The sequence below is a fragment of the Mesorhizobium muleiense genome (genome assembly GCF_900099905.1).
Lineage (GTDB): Bacteria > Pseudomonadota > Alphaproteobacteria > Rhizobiales > Rhizobiaceae > Mesorhizobium > Mesorhizobium muleiense.
On the sequence record NZ_FNEE01000014.1, the window covers coordinates 80,310 to 99,922 of the forward strand.

The 19,613-nt window shown below is 63.1% G+C and carries 18 protein-coding genes; 12 read left to right on the top strand and 6 right to left on the bottom strand.

The genetic code is table 11. The features are described from left to right. Nucleotides 1–13: 13 nt before the first annotated feature. Together BLT09_RS22190 and BLT09_RS22195 are read left to right on the top strand one after the other, a co-directional pair. The gene (locus tag BLT09_RS22190) at nucleotides 14–1,501 is read left to right on the top strand and encodes an NAD-dependent succinate-semialdehyde dehydrogenase (RefSeq protein ID WP_091596703.1); all 1,488 of its coding nucleotides are present in this window, start codon (nucleotides 14–16) and stop codon (nucleotides 1,499–1,501) included. An 11-nt stretch (nucleotides 1,502–1,512) separates the two neighbouring features. Continuing rightward, entirely contained in the window at nucleotides 1,513–2,337 is an 825-nt protein-coding gene (locus tag BLT09_RS22195; RefSeq protein WP_091596706.1) for an alpha/beta hydrolase, read from the top strand. Nucleotides 2,338–2,392: 55 nt separating this feature from the next. Here the strand turns inward: BLT09_RS22195 and BLT09_RS22200 are convergent, their stop codons facing one another. From BLT09_RS22200 to BLT09_RS22220, 5 genes are all read right to left on the bottom strand, one after another. Continuing rightward, complete coding sequence (locus BLT09_RS22200; protein ID WP_091596709.1) at nucleotides 2,393–3,202, bottom strand: formylmethanofuran dehydrogenase subunit C; 810 nt, start codon at nucleotides 3,200–3,202, stop codon at nucleotides 2,393–2,395. Beyond that, nucleotides 3,199–4,107, bottom strand: coding sequence for a formylmethanofuran--tetrahydromethanopterin N-formyltransferase (fhcD, locus tag BLT09_RS22205; RefSeq protein ID WP_029350418.1), 909 nt, complete (start codon nucleotides 4,105–4,107; stop codon nucleotides 3,199–3,201). Before fhcD ends, BLT09_RS22200 begins: the two co-directional genes overlap by 4 nt. Further along, nucleotides 4,095–5,726, bottom strand: a complete 1,632-nt coding sequence (locus BLT09_RS22210) for a formylmethanofuran dehydrogenase subunit A (protein WP_091596713.1) — start codon at nucleotides 5,724–5,726, stop codon at nucleotides 4,095–4,097. The genes fhcD and BLT09_RS22210 overlap by 13 nt, the downstream gene beginning before the upstream one ends. Beyond that, nucleotides 5,720–6,826 carry a molybdopterin-binding domain-containing protein gene (locus tag BLT09_RS22215; protein ID WP_091596716.1) on the bottom strand — a complete coding sequence of 369 codons (1,107 nt, stop codon included), beginning with the start codon at nucleotides 6,824–6,826 and terminating at the stop codon, nucleotides 5,720–5,722. The genes BLT09_RS22210 and BLT09_RS22215 overlap by 7 nt, the downstream gene beginning before the upstream one ends. Nucleotides 6,827–6,944: 118 nt before the next feature. After that, nucleotides 6,945–7,325, bottom strand: coding sequence for a 4a-hydroxytetrahydrobiopterin dehydratase (locus BLT09_RS22220; protein WP_091596718.1), 381 nt, complete (start codon nucleotides 7,323–7,325; stop codon nucleotides 6,945–6,947). A gap of 159 nt (nucleotides 7,326–7,484) precedes the next feature. On the opposite strand from BLT09_RS22220, the gene BLT09_RS22225 reads away from it, so the two are divergent. The 7 genes from BLT09_RS22225 (at nucleotide 7,485) to fae (ending at nucleotide 14,063) form a co-directional block, all read left to right on the top strand. Continuing rightward, entirely contained in the window at nucleotides 7,485–8,453 is a 969-nt protein-coding gene (locus BLT09_RS22225) for a beta-ribofuranosylaminobenzene 5'-phosphate synthase family protein (RefSeq protein ID WP_091596721.1), read from the top strand. Between the two features lie 41 nt (nucleotides 8,454–8,494). Further along, entirely contained in the window at nucleotides 8,495–9,388 is an 894-nt protein-coding gene (locus BLT09_RS22230; protein ID WP_091596724.1) for an NAD(P)-dependent methylenetetrahydromethanopterin dehydrogenase, read from the top strand. Beyond that, entirely contained in the window at nucleotides 9,378–10,514 is a 1,137-nt protein-coding gene (locus tag BLT09_RS22235; RefSeq protein ID WP_236473706.1) for an ATP-grasp domain-containing protein, read from the top strand. Before BLT09_RS22230 ends, BLT09_RS22235 begins: the two co-directional genes overlap by 11 nt. After that, nucleotides 10,511–11,467 carry a methenyltetrahydromethanopterin cyclohydrolase gene (mch, locus tag BLT09_RS22240; protein WP_091596728.1) on the top strand — a complete coding sequence of 319 codons (957 nt, stop codon included), beginning with the start codon at nucleotides 10,511–10,513 and terminating at the stop codon, nucleotides 11,465–11,467. Before BLT09_RS22235 ends, mch begins: the two co-directional genes overlap by 4 nt. Nucleotides 11,468–11,553: 86 nt before the next feature. Further along, nucleotides 11,554–12,522: an ATP-grasp domain-containing protein gene (locus BLT09_RS22245; protein ID WP_091596731.1), complete on the top strand. Its 969-nt coding sequence runs from the start codon at nucleotides 11,554–11,556 to the stop codon at nucleotides 12,520–12,522. After that, a complete protein-coding gene (locus BLT09_RS22250; RefSeq protein WP_329608813.1) occupies nucleotides 12,519–13,388 on the top strand; it encodes a triphosphoribosyl-dephospho-CoA synthase in 870 nt (289 codons plus the stop codon). The genes BLT09_RS22245 and BLT09_RS22250 overlap by 4 nt, the downstream gene beginning before the upstream one ends. 168 nt (nucleotides 13,389–13,556) lie before the next feature. Beyond that, entirely contained in the window at nucleotides 13,557–14,063 is a 507-nt protein-coding gene (gene fae / locus BLT09_RS22255; protein WP_023797737.1) for a formaldehyde-activating enzyme, read from the top strand. 241 nt (nucleotides 14,064–14,304) lie between these two features. Here fae and BLT09_RS22260 read toward each other — a convergent pair whose 3' ends face one another. Next, nucleotides 14,305–15,003, bottom strand: coding sequence for a HisA/HisF-related TIM barrel protein (locus tag BLT09_RS22260; protein ID WP_091596733.1), 699 nt, complete (start codon nucleotides 15,001–15,003; stop codon nucleotides 14,305–14,307). 56 nt (nucleotides 15,004–15,059) lie between these two features. Here BLT09_RS22260 and BLT09_RS22265 point away from each other — a divergent pair, with 56 nt between their 5' ends. The 3 genes from BLT09_RS22265 to BLT09_RS34640 all read left to right on the top strand — a co-directional run bounded on the left by BLT09_RS22265 (nucleotide 15,060) and on the right by BLT09_RS34640 (nucleotide 19,520). Beyond that, nucleotides 15,060–16,109 (top strand): hydantoinase/oxoprolinase family protein, encoded by a 1,050-nt coding sequence (locus BLT09_RS22265; RefSeq protein ID WP_091596736.1) that lies wholly within the window; start codon nucleotides 15,060–15,062, stop codon nucleotides 16,107–16,109. A gap of 432 nt (nucleotides 16,110–16,541) precedes the next feature. Beyond that, complete coding sequence (locus tag BLT09_RS22270; protein WP_091596739.1) at nucleotides 16,542–18,770, top strand: serine hydrolase; 2,229 nt, start codon at nucleotides 16,542–16,544, stop codon at nucleotides 18,768–18,770. 96 nt (nucleotides 18,771–18,866) lie between these two features. Then, nucleotides 18,867–19,520 carry a hypothetical protein gene (locus BLT09_RS34640; protein ID WP_208602526.1) on the top strand — a complete coding sequence of 218 codons (654 nt, stop codon included), beginning with the start codon at nucleotides 18,867–18,869 and terminating at the stop codon, nucleotides 19,518–19,520. Nucleotides 19,521–19,613 lie beyond the last annotated feature (93 nt).

Consider the following 19,613-nt stretch of genomic DNA (forward strand, 5'->3'; position numbering starts at 1 on the left):
CGAGGAGCAGGCCATGAACATATCTCATCAGGCGCTGGAGGACGATCAGGACACTGCCGGCTTCCATAGATTCTCCCACGGCTTGTATATTGGCGGCCAATGGCGGCAATCCGCCGACGGCAGGGAAATCCAGGTCGTCGACCCTTCCACCGAGGCGGTGATCGCCGCGGTTCCCGATGCGACGATCGAAGATGCCGCGGCCGCCGTCGAGGCTGCGGCCAAGGCCGCCGATGGCTGGCGCACGACGGCGCCCCGCAAGCGTTCCGAAATCCTCAGACGCTGCTTCGAGCTGATGACGCAACGTTGCGAGACGCTGGCCACCCTGATCTCGCTGGAAAACGGCAAGGCACTGCGGGATGCGCGTGGCGAGATCGCCTATGCTGCGGAATTCTTTCGCTGGAATGCCGAGGAAGCCGTTCGCATCACCGGCGAATTCGGGATGGCGCCTTCCGGCACCAACCGGATCGTGGTCGACTACGAGCCGATCGGCATCTGCGTCCTTGTCACACCCTGGAATTTTCCTGCCGCCATGGCGACGCGCAAGATCGCGCCCGCCCTGGCTGCCGGGTGCACGGTGATTTTGAAGCCGGCCAGCGAGACCCCGCTCACCGCCTACGCGCTCGCCGCGCTCTACCAGGAGGCAGGTGTTCCGCCAGGGGTTGTCAACGTTCTGACAACCTCCAATCCCGGCCCGGTGACGGCCGCGATGCTGGCCGATCCGCGGGTGCGCAAACTCTCCTTCACCGGCTCGACCGGAGTCGGGCGCGTCCTGCTGGCCGAGGCCGCAAAGCACGTGGTTTCGTGTTCGATGGAACTTGGCGGCAACGCGCCATTCCTGGTGTTCGATGACGCGGATCTCGATGCGGCGGTCGATGGGGCGATGGTGGCGAAGATGCGCAACGCCGGCGAGGCCTGCACGGCCGCAAACCGCATCTATGTCCAGTCCGGCGTTTACGATGCGTTTTGCGAAAGCCTCGCCAGGCGGATGTCGGCATTCACGATTGGCGCCGGCACCGACCCGGCCACGGAGTGCGGGCCGATGATCACCAGGAAGGCAGTCGACAAGATCGACCGCCTGGTCAACGATGCTGTCGCCCGTGGCGCGCGGGTGCTGTGCGGAGGCAAGGCAGGCTCGGGAACGGGATACTATTATCCGCCGACCGTGCTCTGCGACGTCCCGGCCGAGGCGGAGATGGCGCACGAGGAAATTTTTGGGCCGGTGGCGCCGATCTCGAGCTTCGAAACGGAAGCCGAAATCATCGTGCGTGCCAACAACACCGAATACGGTCTTGCCGCCTACATCTACACGCGCGATCTTGCGCGTGGAATGCGGGTGGCATCCAGGATCGAAGCCGGGATGGTCGCTCTCAACCGCGGCTTGATGTCCGATCCGGCAGCACCGTTCGGCGGGGTCAAGCAGAGCGGCCTCGGCCGCGAGGGCGGCCAGCATCACGGCATTGCCGAGTTCATGGAGGCGAAATACCTCGCCATCAGCATCTGAGCGGAGGAAGAGTGCAAAACGATCCGTTCCGCATCCGCGACCATGTCGCCGATTTCGATCAAATCGTCCAGGACATCGTTCACCGCAGCGAGGCCGTCCGCGCAACCATCCCGATGACAGCGGACATTGCCTATGGGCCGGATCAGACCGAAACCATCGACCTGTTCTTTCCCCCGGGCAAAACAAGCGGCCTGCCGGTGCACATGTTTATCCATGGCGGCTACTGGAGGATGTTCTCCAAGCGCGACTACTCATACGTCGCAGCGACGATTACCCAGGCCGGCGCGATTGCCGTCATCGTCAACTATGCGCTGATGCCCAAGGTCAGGATGGCGACGATCGTCGACCAGGTGCGCCGCGCCAAGCAGTGGGTTCTGGCCCATATCGCCGACCATGGCGGAAACCCGGCAGACCTCACCGTCAGCGGCCATTCGGCCGGAGCACATCTTTCAACGTTCCTGTTCAACAGCGAGCATAGCCCTTCGAATGTGCGGGCCGCCCTTCTGCTCGGCGGGCTCTACGATTTGAAACCGCTCCAGGACTCCTTTCTCGCCAACGAAATTGCAATCACCGATGAGGAAGTCGCCAGGTTTACACCGCTTGCCCATCGGCATGATCCTCAAACCAAAGCGATGGTTCTGGTCGGAGCCAACGAGACGCCGCCTTTCCATCAGCAGGCAGATCGATTCAAAGAGCACCTGCTGCAGCAGGGTTCGCCGGTAACGTCGCTTGTTCTCGCCAACCGCAACCACATGGACAGTGTCAGAGATCTGGGCGTGCCTGAGAGCCAGGCGGGGGATTGCCTGACGAAACTGATTGCCAACGACGATCGTTGACCCAGCAGACATGCCGGCCATGGCGGCTTAATCGCAATGGCGTCAGCAGCACGCCTCAGCGAGGGAAAAGAACCTCACCCATGCCAAGCACCGCGTTGTCACCGCCGTATTTCTGCGGCGCGTTGCCCAGCAGCGGCCGTTTCAAGATAGCCTCGGCGATCAGATGGCGATCGATGACGGCGGCGAAGACGCTCTCCGGCGCGCCGCATTCGACAAAACTCGGCGACAGGCTTTTCGGCGCGCGATCGAGCAGGATCGAACCGCGACGCATCAGATAGCCAGGCATCTCGCCGGTGCCGCCGGCCACCACCAGCGTGCCGGCGATCATGCGGCTGCCGGCATTGTCGCCTGCGCCCTTCAGCACCGCGATCAGGCCGCGCCGCATCCGGTCGGCGGCAAAAGCGCCGGCTTTGCCCCTGACGATCAGCACGCCGCCATTCATGCCGGCCAGTTCGCCGGCGAGCGGCGCCCCAAGGTGATCGCCGGCATTGCCGGTTATTTCAAGCCTGCCACCGCGCATGCCGGAGCCGGCATGCGGGCCTGCATTGCCTTCGATGGTGAGCGTGCCGCCGCGCATGGCGCGCCCGGCCTGGGCGCCGGCATCGCCGACGACGCGAACCGAACCGCCCCGCATGGCTTCCGCCACGCGGTCGAGGCGCGCGCTGCCGCCTTCGAAGACGATGTCCAGCAGGTTGTTGCCGGCGACGCGAAAGATATCGCCGACCTTCGATCCATGCTTCGACATGCCGATCCGAATCTTTTCGAAATCGCGCCTTTCGATCCCGGCAAGCCGCTCCGCCGTCAACAGCGACAGATCAAGGCGCTCGGGTGGCTCGGCGACAAGGGTGAAGGTCAGCGCTTTCACGGCAGCATATCCTTCAGCGAATAGATGAACTTGCCGAGCTTGCCGCCGTAATTGCCGGCGCTGATGCGAACCGCGCCTCGCTTCGGCCCGAGCTCGATGACGGCCTTGATGCCGGCCTTCATCGCCGCGGCAACGGCATCGTTGGTCTCGCCGTCGATGACGATTTCCAGGACGGCGTTGATGTCGGCGCCGAGCTCACTCCTGACGACACCGCGCAGTGTCGGCGCGTAGGCTTCGTTGGCCGAGGCGATCATGCCCTTGTATTTACCGCCGATCTTGGAACCCGAACGGGCGATGCCGCCCGGAAACGGCACGATCGCGCCCGGCACCAGGCCTATCGCGGCAACCGCGACCTCGGCGGCGAGCAAGGCCCTGGCGCTGGTTTCAGCCATGACGAAGAAATTGCCGCCGCCGACGGCAGCCTTGGTCAGCCCGGTCGTTGCTTCGCACAGGAATTCGCCGTCCATGACCGGAACGCGCCAAAAATGCCTGCCGCCGATTTTCTTGGAGATCTGCCAGCCGTCGCCGAAATAACGCAGCGCCGAACCGAGCTTCAACGCGGCGCTGCCCTCCAGTCCGGCGAAGCAGGCGGAACCCGGCGAGGTCAAGACGCACTGGCCGACGCGATTGAGCAGTTGTTTCTGCAGCTCGTCTGTTCCCATCGCAAAAATCATCACGCGGCAGCCGGGCCGGCCATCCGGTGTCGCCGATGGCGGCAGCTCGACATCGATTGCCGCTTCGCAGCCGCAGCCGATCACCGAGGTGGCGAAGCCGGTCATCGTGATCGCCGCCTGGCGCGCCCATTTCCGGTTCGGCGCGGTGATGATGATGGCGGTCGCGCGCATGCCGAAGGCCTCGGCAAAGGTATCGTCGATCACTATGCCATTTACGCTCACGTTCGGCATGCCACCTCGCCGAATGGCTGTTCGCGCGCGACCGCCGAATCCGGGAAATCGAACCAGTCCAGCGACAGGCCGTAGCGCTGCTGGTGATAATCCTCCAGGCGCCGCAGCATCGCCTTGTCCGGCGACGGATTGAGCCTGAGCGCCTTGCCCCAGCGGTAGTGGGTGATCTCTCCGTCCTGCACGACGAGATCGCCGTCCTTGAAGACATACGCCGCCTGCCCCAGCATGTTCGCGATATTGTCGTCCCTGCGGTAGACAGCGATGTCGGCTGTCGCGCCGGCGCCGAGATGGCCGCGGTCCGTCAGCCCGAGCAGCCTGGCAGGGGCCGCACGCGTCATGATGGCAATTTCCTCGAATGTGTATTCGCGGTCGATCGCGGCCAGGGTGGAGAGCGCCATGGCGGAAGGTGAAAGTCCGGCGATCATTTCGGTGCGCGCTTCCCGGCTCATCAGCAACTCGAACAGGGCCGGATAGGCGGTAAAGGGCGCGCCGTTGGGATGATCGGTGGTGAAGAAGACACGCCACGGATCGTCGATCAGGAGAAAAAGCTCAAGCCCGATCGCCCACTGCATCGTGCCATAGAAATCCTTGCCATAGCGGTAGGGCACGATGCCGCCGCCATTGCCGTCGCCGTCATGAATGACGGATTTCTTCGGCTGCGCACTGCCACGCGCCGAAAACTGCCGCATGACGTCTGAGGAGATGGTGACGGTCTGGCCGAACATCACCTGGCCGATATCGATGGTGACTTCCGGCGTCGCGTTGACCAGTTCGGCAAGGCGCGCCGCGGCCGAGGAAAACCTGCGCTTGCCTTCCGTGCCGTAGCCATAGAACTGGAGATGGGCGAGGTGCAGCGGCAATCCTTCCGCCGCCGCGATCGTCGCGGCCGCCGTGTCCGCCGATCCGGGGCTGCCCAGATTGTTGCAATGGACATGCAGCGGATGCGGGACGCCGAGGCTGCCGACGGCGGCCTGCAGCGTCTTGACGATCTTGCGCGAGCTGACGCCATAGGAAGGCACCACGTCGTCCAGCGAGAAGGTGCGGACGTTTTCCTTGAAGGCGGCCGCCGCGCCGGCATTGATCACCTTGACCCCAAGCGCCCGCGTCGAGGCGACCGTCCAGGCGACATAGTCCTCGATCATCGTTGAGGAGGCGTCGTCGCGGATCATCGACAGCAGGAAATCGTCGTTGCCGAGAATGGCGAGCGTCGCCTTGTCGATGATCGGGATGTCGGCCAGTTCGAGATGGGTGTGAAGCGCGGCTCCCGGCGACATCGCCGGCTCGACCACCGTGGTGAAACCCATCTTGGCGTAGAGGCAGCCGGTCTGGAAAGTCGACCAGCCGGCATTGGAGAGCGGCGTCGTCGCCGGCCGCGCCTGGTGCGCGGCGTGCTGCTCCGGCAACAGCAGCCGTGCCGTATTCACGTTGCCGCCGCCGATGTGGGAATGGATGTCGATGGCGCCCGCCATGACGATGCAGCCGTCAGCGTCGATGGTCCGGTCGGCAGCGCCCGCCGCCGGCGCCGCAGCGATCTTGTCGTCGCTGATCCACAGGTCGCCCTTGCCGAGACGGCCGTTGACCGGATCGATGATGTCGCCGCCGGCGATTTTCGTCAGCATGGCAACGCCGCCTCGGCGGAGACATGACTGGCGACCAGCCGGACAACGGTCGCAGCGGAGGGCAGTTCGGACGCCGCGCGCGCGTCGACCGACCGCAGCGATCCGGTGCGGCTGGAATAGACCACCGCCTGATGATCGACGCCCGCTTCGCCGATGGCGATGGTGACCGCAGCACCCGCGACCGGCTCATGCGTTTTCGCCAGGGCGATCAGCGCCATGCGGTTCCTTTTCTTCTTCGGCTGGACAATCGAGGACGAGATCCGCAGGTGCAGGTCGGCTTCGCCGGCAGCGATCATGCGAGCGACATCGTAACGCCAGGGATCGAACTCCGGGAAGCCGCGCGCAAAGCCGGTGCGCAGCGGAAAACCGGTCATCCAGGTCGAGGCGAGCGCGCTTCCCCATCCGTTCTCGCTCGCCGGCAGATGCAGGCCGGATGCGCGTGATTTGCGGTTGAGATCGGTGATCAGCCCTTGCAGCATCTCCAGCGCCAGCCCGTCGGTTGCGTCGCCTGAAAACAGGAAGACGGGAAAATGCGCAGCCTCCAGGGCTTTGGCGAAATCGTCGAAATTCGACACAGGCTGCGATGTCTGGCGCCCCCTCCACTGCGCCCTCAGTGCCGCCAGCGTCGCGCCGAGGCCTGCCTCGCCGCAGGACAGCAGCGTCGCCGTCCGCCCGTTGCTCAACCGCGGCGCAGACGTTTCATTCGACCCGACCAGAAAGATCTCGCGCTGATTCTTGGCCGAGAGATCGGGGGCCGAGAGATCGGGAACCGTCTCGGCAAGCTCGCCGACAAATTGATGATGGATCTGCGGGAGTTCGCCGACGATCACCACGACATCGGCGCGCCGGCGCGTCTCGCCGGGCGCAACCGTCATCGCGCCTTTGTCGGTAAAAAGGGCGGCCTCGCGGGAAACTGCCGCGCCATCGGCATGATCATATGCCGCGCCAACCCGCTCAGCCAGAGCGATCGCCGCCCTGGTGCCGTGTATATCCGTATCCAGGCTGAAAACCGGGCACCGGCTTGACCCCAACAGCGCGGCGGCATGTGCGGCCGCGCGCTCGACCAGCGTTTCCCGGTTGCCGATCCAAGCAACCGCCATTCACTACGCTACTTTCTGGTGCCGGCCCGATCCTAGACGAAACTGGATTGGCCGTGAACCCCGCCTGTCAGCAGATTAGCGAATGTTTTCTTACGCCATCAACAAATTCCGACCGCGCTTAATCATATTTGATGTAAGCGAAGCGCTGATCGGTCGGTGGAGTGCCTTCCAGCGCGCCGCCTTCCCGGGCCGGCTGCCACTGGACGACCTCCTCGATCTTTTTGGCCAGCTCGAAGTCTTTGTCGGTGATGCCCTTGGCTGCATGGTTCATCAGGCGCACCTCGACCCAGGCATAGGACGCCGTGATGTCGGGATGGTGCCATGCCGCCTCGGCGAGATGGCCGACCGTGTTGATGACCATCAGTGTCGATTTCCAGCTGTGGGTCTTATATTTGCGCCGGATCCAGCCGTTCTCGTAATACCATTTCGGCAGTTCCTTCTCGAGCCGGTCGGCAATCTCAGCTTCCGAATAGACTTTTTCCCTCGGCGTCTCGTTCATCTCGACCTCCGCGAATTGCCCGGTCCGTTCTCGCGCCGAGCCAAAAGAAGATAAAACGAATGCACTCTCTGCGGCTTGCCCCTTCGACGAAAACAGCTATCATGGCGACGGGCACCTAAACTTCCATGATGCGTCTATGATGCACCCATCGGGGGGTAGATGTCGAATTCTGTTACCATACGAGTGCCCGCCCGCCTGCATCTTGGCTTCCTCGATCTCAACGGCGATACCGGGCGTCGCTTTGGCAGCGTCGGGCTGCCGCTGAGCGAACCCGAAACAACAGTCACCCTGTCACGGTCCAGCGAGACCATCGTCGAAGGCGCCGACAGCCGGCGCGCCGGCGAACATCTGTCGACGCTCTGCAGCCATCTCGGCATTCGCGGTCAGCACCGTCTGGTGATCGAACAGTCGATCCCGAGCCATGCCGGCCTGGGCTCCGGCACGCAGATCGCCCTTGCCGTCGCCGCGGCGCTGCGCACGCTCCACAAACTGCCTCTCGATATCGGCAGCGATGCGACCCTGCTCGATCGCGGCGGACGATCCGGCATCGGCATCGCCAGCTTCGAAAGCGGTGGCGTCATCGTCGACGCCGGCAAGGACGACAGCGGCAGGCCGCCGCCGGTCGTGGCGCGACTGCCGTTCCCGGAAGAGTGGCGCGTCATCCTGATCCTCGACCATGGCGGGCATGGACTGCATGGCGATGCCGAGATCGCGGCGTTTCGTTCGCTGCCGCCGTTCCCGGCATCCGGCAGCGGCGAGATCTGCCGGCGGGTGCTGATGGGCATCATGCCGGCTCTTGTCGAGCACGACCTGCAAGCCTTCGGCGCCGCCGTCACCGCGATCCAGATGCTGATCGGCACCCATTTCGCCCCGGCGCAAGGCGGCGTGTTCACCTCCAGGCGGGTCGAGAGCGTGGCCCACGGTCTCAACGAAGCAGGCGCCGTCGGCATCGGCCAGAGCTCGTGGGGACCGACAGGGTTTGCCTTCGCCCCATCGCAAGACGCTGCAGTCAGCTTCGTCAGTGCGGTTCAGCAGGCAGTTGAAGACGGCGTCGAGATCAGGATCGTCAAGGGCAGGAATTCCGGCGCGAAGATCAGTTCGACCAGACTTGATCTCGTCGGCAGCTGACGGCTGGCCAACACGATCAGGTTCAAGAAGAAAGGCGAGAAATGGCCCGCAAACACATCCTGCACATGCTGACGCCGTTGAAGCATATGAGCCCTTTCGACGTGAACATGGCTCTCGATGCAGGCTTCGACGCCGTCGTCCCCTATGTCGATGTAAGCCTGGGAGAGGTGACAGGCCTCGTGCAGGACGCGATCTTCTCGCGCCCGCCCGATGCGGGCGTCGATACCGGCATTTTTATCGCCGGCAAGGATGCCTCGCTGGCGCTCGACATGTTCGACGCAGCGCGAAAGGCGATGGTGCCGCCTTTCCAGGTTTCGGTATTCGCCGATCCGGCCGGCTCGTTCACCACGGCGGCGGCGATGGTGGCCAAGGTCGAAAAAGCGCTGGAGAAGAAATTCGAGCGCGGGCTGAAAGACACCAGGATCGCTGTTTTCGGCGCCACCGGCGTCGTCGGCTTCTGCACCGCCGTGATCGCCGCCAGGGAAGGCGCGGGGGTCACGCTGGTCGGCCATGACGGCATCGAAAGGGTCAAGCAGATCGCGGCCGAGATCAAGAGCCGGTTCAACATCGCCGTCGATGCGGCCGACGGATCGAGCGACGCCCGCAAGACGAAGCTGGTCGAGGCGAGCGAGGTGATCCTGGCGTGCGCCAAGGCCGGCGTCCAGGTGGTCTCAAAAGCCCAGTTGAAAGGCGACGGCCTGCTCATTGCCGCCGACGTCAATGCGGTCCCGCCGGCCGGCATCGAAGGCGTGGCCGTCAATGCCAATGGCGATCCGCTCGAAGCGGCAAAAGCTGTCGGCATTGGTCCGCTCGCCATCGGCAACGTGAAATACAAGGTCGAATTCGGCCTCTTCAAAAGAATGATCGAATCCGAAAAAACCATCACGCTCGATTTCCAGGAAACATTTTCCCTTGCACGCGAGATTGCCAAATAACGCCGGATCTGTGCTGATCGCGGCGATTTCAGGCCGGGCGCTGGCTGCCGCTGCGCGCCGCGCCGGCTATCGTCCGCTGGTCGCCGATTTCTTTTGCGATACCGACACGGTCGCGCTTGCCGAGCGCGCGACGATGCTGCCGGGCGACCTGCAAGGCGGCATCGACGGCGAGCGCATCATCGAGACGCTTCGGCAACTGGCAGGAGACGACCAGCCGGTCGCCATCGTCCTGGGCTCGGGCTTCGAGCGGATGACCGAGACCGTCGACGAGATCGCGCGCCATTTTCCGCTCGCCGGCAACAGCGGCGCCGCGATCCGCAGGATCAAGGACCCGCAATTGCTGGCCACCGATTGCGCCGAACTCGGCATTCCGCATCCGGAATTCCAATGGGACCCGCCGCCCGATCCGGAGAACTGGGTGGTCAAGACCGCAGGCGGCGCCGGCGGCGCGCATATCAGACGGGCCGCCGGAGAAACCCCGATATTACAGTGTCAGGCTCCTGGCGGCCGCTATTTCCAGCGCTTCGTTGCCGGCCGCAGCATCTCGGCCCTGTTCGTCGGCGACGGCCAAAGCGCTGACATCGTCGGCTTCAGCCAACAATGGGCGTCGCCTGCCCCGGCAGCGCCCTACCGCTATGGCGGCGCCGTGCGGTTGAGGCGCTTCGATCGCAGACGGGCGGCGATGATCCGCGGCTGGCTTTCAGGTCTGGCGCGTCGCGCCGGCCTGGTTGGATTGTGCAGCGCCGATCTCATTCGCGGACCGGATGGCTACAAGCTCATCGAGATCAATCCGCGGCCCGGCGCCACGCTCGACATTTTCGACGATGCCGACGCGCCATTGATCGAAGCGCATCTGCGCGCCGCGGCGGGCAAGAAATTCCGTCTGCCGCGCTTCGTCGATTCGATGGCGTCGATGGTGACCTATGCGGCGGCGCCGATCGCCCGCTTTCCATCGATTGCCTGGCCTGAATGGACTGCCGACCATCAGTCGCCCGGCACCCGACTGATCGCCGGCGATCCGGTCTGCACCATCTTCGCGCGCGGTCCGAGCGCCGATCTGACCAGGCGGCTGATCAAGGGACAAGCCAGCCGATTGCAACACCAATGGGAAGGAGACCGGACATGAAAGACGGTTCGGCATTCCTCAACGACAATGCGCAGCGCATCATCGACGGCATGATCGGCGACGCTGAACGCCTGCGTATCGGCGTTTCCACCGGGCCATTGGGCGAGTGCCTGATCGACGCCGGCGCCAAGGCCGCCGGCGGCGTCGAGGCCGGGCTGCGCATGGCGGAAGCCGCGATGGGCGGCCTCGGCAGCATTTCGGTGTGCATGGACCGTGCGTCGCCAAAATGGCCGTTCACCATCGAAGTGCGGTCGTCGCAGCCGGTGCTTGCCTGCCTGGGCAGCCAGTATGCGGGCTGGAACCTGTCGAGCCAGGATTATTTTGCCATGGGATCGGGACCGGCGCGGGCGCTCGCCCGCGTCGAACCGCTGTTCGAAACACTCTCCTATCGCGACACCGCGTCATCCGCCGTGCTGATCCTGGAGACCGCCAAACCGCCGCCCCAGGCGATCGTCGAGAAGGTCGGCAGGGCAACGGGATTGCCACCCGAAAAGCTCACCTTCCTCTATGCGCCGACACAAAGCCTGGCGGGCGGCGTCCAGATCGTTGCGCGCGCGCTCGAGGTCGCCCTGCACAAGACCAACGATCTCAAGTTTCCGCTGGAGAACGTTGTCGACGGCATCGGCACGGCGCCCATCCCCGCCCCGCATCCGGATTTCCTGACCGCGATGGGCAGGACCAACGACGCCATCATCTATGGCGGCAGCGTCCAGCTCTTCGTAAAAGGCTCGGCGAAAGACGCCAGCGAGCTCGCTGAGCGACTGCCGAGCCAAGCCTCGCGCGACCACGGCCACCCCTTCGCCGAGATCTTCAAGCGGTTCAAGGGAGATTTCTATGCCATCGATCCGCTGCTGTTCAGCCCTGCCGAAGTGATCGTCACGGCGATCGAGACCGGCGATACGTTCCGCGCCGGCGAGCGTGATCTGCAGATGCTCGAACGGAGCCTCGGTTAGACCATGGCGCTGCAATGGATCGGTCTGTCATCCGCCTGCCGGGGCATTCGTTCCGGCTTTCCGTATACCGGTATCCAAGGCGAGACATGATCCCTCGCATCCTGATCGTCAGCGACGTCTCGGACGCCCGCTCCAAGGGCCTGGCGGCAAGGCTGGAGCGGCGCGGCGCCGTGGTCGCAACCGTGCCGCTGGCGGCGATCGCGTTCGACACCGGCAGCCCGAGCGGACTGTCGATCCCCGGTTTCGACGGCGCGCTGCCCGACGCCGTGCTTGTCCGTTCGATCGCCGCCGGATCGTTCGAAGCCGTCACCCGGCGTCTCGGCGTGCTGCACGCATTCGGCAAGCTTTCCATTCCGGTGTGGAATTCCGCGCAGGCGATAGAACGCTGCGTCGACAAGTCGATGACGACCTTCCTCCTGAAGAATGCCGGCCTGCCGACGCCGCCGACATTCGCGGTCGAGGGTCTTGCCATGGCCGAAACGGTCGCCAGACGCGAACTGCCGTTCACGCCTCTGGTGCTAAAACCGCTTTTCGGCGCCCAGGGCCGCGGCATCCGGCTGATCGAAACACTGTCCGACCTCCCCGCCGACGACGAGGTGAACGGCGTCTACTATCTCCAGCATTACGTGCCGCGTCCTGGCCCGCCTTTCCGCGATTTTCGCGTTTTCGTCTGCGCCGGCGAGGTTTTGGCGATGATGAGCCGCCGTGGCGACGACTGGATCACCAATGTCAATCGCGGGGCGGTGCCCGAGCAAGTCTCGGGGCAGGTTTCGGGGCATGGCGAAACCGAACTGGCGGCGCTGGCACGGGCCGCCGCCGCCGCTATCTCAGCGGATTTCGCCGGCGTCGATATCGTGCCGGCGGCAGACGGCAAGCTGTTGGTGCTGGAGGTCAACAGCATGCCCGCCTGGTCCGGGCTTCAATCGGTGGTCGCGGTCAACATCGCCGATGCGATTGCCGACGCCCTGCTGAAATTCCTGGCTGATCGCCCAGCTGATCGCGCAGAGGCGGCGGCGGCGCGACCCTACCGCCTCACCGCGCCGGCGAATTCGTGACCGACGGCATGGCGCATTCGCGAGAACGCCTCCGGGCTGCCTACAAGGACGCCTGCCGGATGGAGATCGAGGCGCTGAAACCGGGCAACGTCCATCTGTTCGCCGACGGGCACGGCATGTCCGCTGCCCAGTTCATGACCAGCGCGGAGGTCTCGTCCGTCCCGCTGACCGATCCGCGCCTGCCGGTCGGACAGCGCATGCTGGAAGCGGTCCGCGCGACACGTCTGGCGGTCCAGACCAATACCAATCTCGGTATCATCCTTCTGGCAGGGCCACTGCTGTGCGCCGCCGAAATGGCGGGCGCCCAACTGCCCGACAATCGACTGCACGACAATCTCGACGCGGTGCTGCGCGCGATGAGCATGGACGATACCAGGGCGGTGTTCGAGGCGATCGTCGCCGCCGCGCCGGGCGGCCTCGGAGAGGCGGCGAACGATGTGCGGCAGGAGCCAAAAGTTCATCTGCTCGAAGCCATGCGCGAGGCGGCCGACCGCGACATGATCGCCCGCCAGTATGTTACCGGTTTCGGCGACGTGTTCGGCGCCGGGCTTGCGGCTCTGCAAGCCGCCTTGGCGCGCGGCGAAGTAGGCATGTGGCCGACGGTGTTCGCCTATATGGCGTTTCTCGCCGGCTTCCCGGACAGTCATGTGGTGCGCAACCATGGCGCTGACGTTGCAAATCAGGCGCGGCAAGAAGCCCTTGCCGTTGAAGCGGCGCTGCATGCCAGCGACGACGAGACGTCACGCATTCGTCTGCTCATGGAGTTGGACCGCCGGCTGAAGGCGGACAAGGTCAATCCCGGCACCTCGGCCGACCTCACCGTGGCTACTCTTTTAGTCCACACCCTCGGCGTTCAGCTTGCATAATCGCAACGTTGGTGGTTGACTTTCAGGAGCGGAAGCTGGGCTTCCGCGGCTATCCAGCCAACCGGTCCGGATCCCCGGGCGCTGCCAACAAGGATAGCTGTCCATCGAGCGCTCGCTCGGTTTGCGGCGTCTTTGGACACCATAACTGTGTCTTGGAGGAGAATTGGCATGGCAAAGATCTCGAAAGTAATGGTCGGTGAATCGCTGGTAGGAGACGGCAACGAAGTGGCGCATGTCGACCTACTCATCGGCCCACGGGGGAGCGCAGTCGAAACAGCATTTTGCAACGCGCTGACCAACAACAAGGACGGCTTTACCTCCCTTTTGGCGGTGATCGCGCCCAATCTTCAGTGCAAGCCCAACACCGTGATGTTCAACAAGGTCACGATCAAGGGCGCCAAGCAGGCGGTGCAGATGTTCGGCCCGGCCCAGCATGCGGTCGCCAAGGCCGTGCAGGACAGCGTCGCCGATGGGACCATTCCTGCCAATGAGGCGGACGACCTGTTCATCTGCGTCGGCGTTTTCATCCATTGGGACGCCGCCGACGACGCCAAGATCCAGAAGTACAATTACGAAGCGACGAAGGAAGCCATCCAACGCGCCGTTGCAGGAACGCCGACGGCCGCCGAAGCCACGGATAAGCGGGACCAGGTGAAGCATCCGTTCGCGGCTTAGACAAGAGACAGCCCCGCACAGGCAAAACCCTCCGCGGAGCCGGATGGTCTGTTGCGCCGCCTGAAAAACCTTCTGGGCCTTTAGAGCACCGGACAAAGGGCCTGCCTTCGGGCCTGACCCGAGGGTGGACCGGTTTTGGGAAATCCGAGGCTCCAGCAAAGAGATAGAGCGGCGAGACGATCGACTTGACGGCCCGCCGCTCTACAAGGCCCAGTTTCCGAGGCCGAAGTTCGAGGCGAAGTCAGGTGCCAAGCGCTGCGAGTTGCCCCGGCGTGAGCGTGCCGTCATGCAGCGAGGTCGCAACCAGCGCCGCGGCGATACCGAGTGACGAGAGGGCGCGAATGTCAGCCTCATTGCGCACCCCGCCGGCCGCGATGACGGAGCGGCTTCCAGCCTTCGCCTTGATCGCCTTGAGCCGCGTGAAATCGGGACCGGAGGCGGAACCGACCTTGGCCAATGTCATGACGATCACCTTTTGCGGCCAAAGCGCCGGCTCGTCGAGAAATGATGCCGGACCGCGAAACCCATCGTCGAAGAAATCCAGCGACAGGATAAGCTCCGGATGATCGCAAAAACGCCGCAACAGCGCGTCGTCCTGCTGCGATTCGGACCCCACGACCGGGCAAAGCCAGGATTCGGCAAGTGCCGCCGAAAGTGTTTTCTCGTCGGTGACCCCGGCATCGACCCAAAGCTCCGGCGGCTCCGCCATCGCCTTCAGCCGGGCAAGCGCGCCGCTGTTTGGCGTTCCGCCTTCGATGGCATCGAGATCGGCGATATAGAAGGTCGGAAAAGGGTAAAGCCGGCGCAGGCCCTCAGTGACCGCGACGACATCGGAAGTTTGGCTAAGCGGCGTGACGATCGGCCTGTAGCGATCGCGTTTTCCTTGCTGGGCGCGCACCACCTCGCCGCCTTTCAGGTCAAGAACCGGAATGATACGCAACGCTCTTTTTCTCGCTGACCGACTGCCCCTGACCAACTCTGATGAAAGCTTGAAGCGTGGAAAAAAGAAAGAGCATCGTTGCCGGCTTCGATATTGGCGGCGCCCATCTGAAGGTGACGCGTGCGCAAGACGGCCGCATCGTCGAGGCTGTAACCATCGCCACGCCGCTTTGGCTAGGGCTCCATACCCTGACCTCGGCATTCGAGGAAACGGCTCCGATCTATGCCGGCGCCGATCTCAACGCATTCACCATGACCGGCGAACTGGCTGATATCTTTCCGTCTCGCGACGCCGGCGTCGCGGCCCTGCTGGATGAGATTTCAGCGCGGGTCCCAGGCGAAAACTTGATCTATGCCGGACCGTCCGGATTTGTCGGGGTCGAGCAGGCAGCGCGGCTGAGCAGCGATGTCGCCTCCGCCAACTGGCATGCGACAGCGTCGTTGGTGGCGAAACTCGCCGGCGATGCCCTGTTCGTCGATATGGGCTCGACCACCACCGACATTATCGCCATTAGAAATGGCGCCGTCGCCAATGACGGCTATACCGATGCCGGACGGCTGCTGAGCGGCGAACTGGTCTATACCGGCTTCACCAGGACGTTCCTGTTCGGCGTCGCCTCGTCGGCCCCCGTCCGCGGCAGGCTGACTCCGCTGATGAACGAGTATTTCGCCTCGATCGCCGACGCGCACCGGATCCTGGGGGTGCTCGACGAGAAGGACGACAGGCACGCTTCCGCCGACGGCAAGGAAAAGACGATCGATGGCTCGATCGCGCGGCTGGCGCGCATGATCGGGCGCGACGCCGCCGAGCTGACCCTGCCGGAATGGCAGAAAATCGCACGCTGGTTCAGCGAACAGCAATTGCGCAAGATCCACGACGCAGCGTCCTTGGTTGCCGGGTCCCCGGTTGCCGGGTCCCTTGCCCGGGATGCGCCGATCGTCGGCGCCGGGACCGGCCGCTGGCAGATCAGGCGGCTGGCCGAACGCATGGAACGCCGCTTCGTCGATTTCGCCGAGATCATCCCCGCAGATGACGCCGTTCGCGGCGAAGCCAGCAGCGTGGCGCCCGCGTCAGCGGTGGCGCTGCTGGCGGGATTTCAATCGTAGGTGCTATATCATGGCCATCCGATCAATCGGGGAGATGAGATATTTCCCCCGGCTCGAAAGATCCCGACCCGTACCAGCGCAGGTCGCAACAGGGTGGAAGGTTCGCGTTCGGCACCCGCTCGACGCGCCAATACCAGTCAGCCAGATGCATACTCGCGGATGACCGCAATTGGGCCGGGAGCGGACTGGCGGCTTTCAAGTCAATTATTCAGAAGCGGACTGTTGCCGCCCGGGTATTGACGTTGTCCGACAGCAGGCCGCCGACTTCGGGCGTTGCGATGGGGTAGTTTTCGCGAACAAGACTCGCGTCTGTCGGCGACGTCGAGGCCTGCCTGACATCGCTGCAGCCTGTATATCGAACCCTGCTTCCGTTACGCACTCATCAAGTGATATTGAAGATGGTGCACAAGACTTCGCCATAGGTCAGACGACATGTCGAACATCGAGGAATTGACCAGCGTCCGGCGAAGTCGCCAAACGGTCGGCCATTATCTCAAGCTGAGTGCGTACTGCTCGGCTGCCATTCTCTTTGCATCGCTATGTGGCCCGACCTCCGCTTTTGAGAGCCTGGAGCAAGCTAGCGCAACGGATTATTTGAGTTGCGGGTCCTCTGGCAATCGTTCCGCACCGAGCGAAGGAGCCAGCAAGCCCCAACCGAACCCAAAACGACAACCCGCCGGCCCCATATTCAGGCAGAGCCTACGCAACGCTCCTGATCGCAGAGTTGCGCTTCTACAGAGCGTGCTGGCGGATAAGGCAGTTTATGCATCTGTGATCGATGGCTTGTTCGGCTCGCAAACAGTGAGCGCGGTGAAGTCCTTTCAGGCCAATAGTGGGATGCCTGTCGACGGCATGGTCGGCATTGAGACAGGCAAAGCGATGGGGTTGCCGTTTTGGGACGCCAGTCACACTCGCAAGCTAACTCCTCCATTTCGTGATTCTGCGAAATATCCTGACGATATAGAATTCAGGTTCAGGAGCCTGATCGGGATTGGCAATTTCTTCAGCAGCGTGCCAGACGCCCGCTACAGTTCGTCCGATACGCTCACTCGACGGGCGCTTCGAACAAACAATCCCGGCGCCATCAACATCTCGAGATGGCAGCGAGATAGCATGAAAGGGTATGTGGGTTGCACGCTGCCCGACAGGTACGGCAACCAGACCGCCGTTTACGAGACTCCTGAGTTTGGGGTAGCCGCTTGGGGCTTTCTTCTTCGCAAAATCTATTTCGGGGGCAAGAAGGACAAGGTCACCATTGGCGCCATCGTAGACAAGTACCGCGGCGACAATCCTCGTGATGCGTATATTGACGGCTACAAAAAATATTCAGGCGGCAAATTGGCGGAAAGCTATGAAATCGACTTATATGACAACCGGCAACTGGCCTTGCTGGCAATCGCCGCATACTCACACGAATTCGGCTCCTGGTACCCTCTCACGGGAAAGCAGCTTCTGGCAGGCTTTTCCATTACCGATGAATACATCGACTCTGGCGTTAACGACGAGGTCATCGTGGCGCCGGAGGAAATGGATCCCGGCCGATATATAAAGCATTCCGATGCCGAACGCCCCGCACCCACGCCCCCTCCGCCGGCCGAGCGGTCAGCCACAACCGATGCAGCGGTGCGACACGGCCTGCAGCAGCTAGTCGAGACTGAGGGTGGGCCGCCAGGTGCGATAGCAACTCTTTACCGCGACGGCCGCCTAACCGTACTCAGTGCGGGCCGCGCCAATGTGTCCTCGGATGTAGCGCCAGCGGTCAATCAATACATGCGTATCGCCAGCGTCTCAAAAGCCTTCAACGGGGCCATTGCCCTGCATCTCGTCCAGACTGGCCGGATCGGCCTCGACGAGACTATCGGCCAACATTTGCCCGGGCTGCCGGCGGCATGGTCCGCGATCACGCTTCGGCACATGCTAAACCACACCAGCGGGTTACCTGATTACCTGCGATCCGACGGCTTGGCCAAGCAAGTGGCGACAGATCCCCAAGGCTACGTCGAGCCGAGAAAGATCATCGACTGGGTCCGCAACGATCCGCTCGAGTTTGCCCCCGGTTCTAAGTATGCCTACTCAAACACCGACAATATCGTGGTTGGGCTGATTGCCGAAGAAGTGACCTCCAAACCTTACGAGGCACTGTTGCAAGAGATGATATTTGGTCCTGCCAACCTCGCGCAAACTAGCTTCCCGACAACGGAAATCGCGCTGCCGACGCCCTACATCCACGGCTACGCCGTTGAGCCCGGATCCCAGCCAGAGGACGTGACCAACTTTGTCAGCCCCAGCGGCGCGTGGGCATCTGGTGCGATCGTGTCGACTCCTCAAGACTTGTCCACGTTCATACGGGCTGACCTTGCGCTGAAGTTTTTCGGCGCTGCCGAGCAGCAGGAGCAGATGCAGTTCATATCAGGAGATTCCAGCCCGCCCGGACCAGGGACGAATGAGGCTGGCCTAGGACTGTTCCGCTACACCACGCCGTGCGGCGTCGTGTACGGCCATACTGGCAACTTCCCGGGCTATACGCAGTGGGCCGCGTCCAACGCCGACGGTACGCGCTCGGTCACTACCACGCTGAACGCTGCCGAGCCCACAGGCGCCTTGATTGAGCACTTGAGGGAGGTTCAGGCTCAGGCTGTCTGCGCGTTACTCGGCCATTGACGGTATTTTTTGCCAGTGACGGACCCGCGGCATACTGCTAAACCAATTCAGAGTTACCGCTGATTTCCCTGCCACGATAGTTCAGCGAGTTTTGACATGCCTGGTCGCAAGGCGCTGTCCCGATGGTCCGACGCAGTGCGTTGCCTATCGATTTGTCTTGCGATCAGTGCCTTCATTGTCGGGCCCAGCCTTAGCCAAACAATTCCCGAGCAGATCGACTCGGTGATCTCGGATCAGAACGAGACTGTCCGACGCTATTCCGCACCGAGGAAGCCTGGAACGATCGACCTTTCGGTCCCCGACGCGCGCAAGACTACGCCACCCGAACAAGCCGAACGAATATTATTCACCTTGAGGTCGGTAACGGTTCGCGGCGCCGTGACGGTGCCGGCGTCACAGTTGCAGCAAGCGTGGGCCTACCAGTTGAGCAAAAGGATAAGCCTTGGCGACCTCTACGCCATTGCCGAACGAGGCGTTTGCGCGGGCTGCCTCGATCTCGCTTCGTTGTTCAGGGGTAATGCTCAATTTCATCTCTCATATTATTGGCACGTTGAACTTGGTGGCGAGGCCGACAAGAATCCCAGCGATCAGGCGAGGGTTGCCTCAGATTTTTTGCTGCAAGCCCCTCCACCGGATACCGTTCGCAAAGCTCGCCCGCCCTTTTGTTTTAGCGGACCACGACACGATCGGATCGCAAACTTAAACCGCACCGGGAACGAACTCCAGCAGCTGCTCGTCAATGTCTCCTGAGGTTCAAGTAACGAGGAACTTTGACATGGTGGGGCCGTCCATCGCGGGTGCCGAGGTGGAGCAGTGGCGGACTTCGTTGTGGAAGCAGCCGTA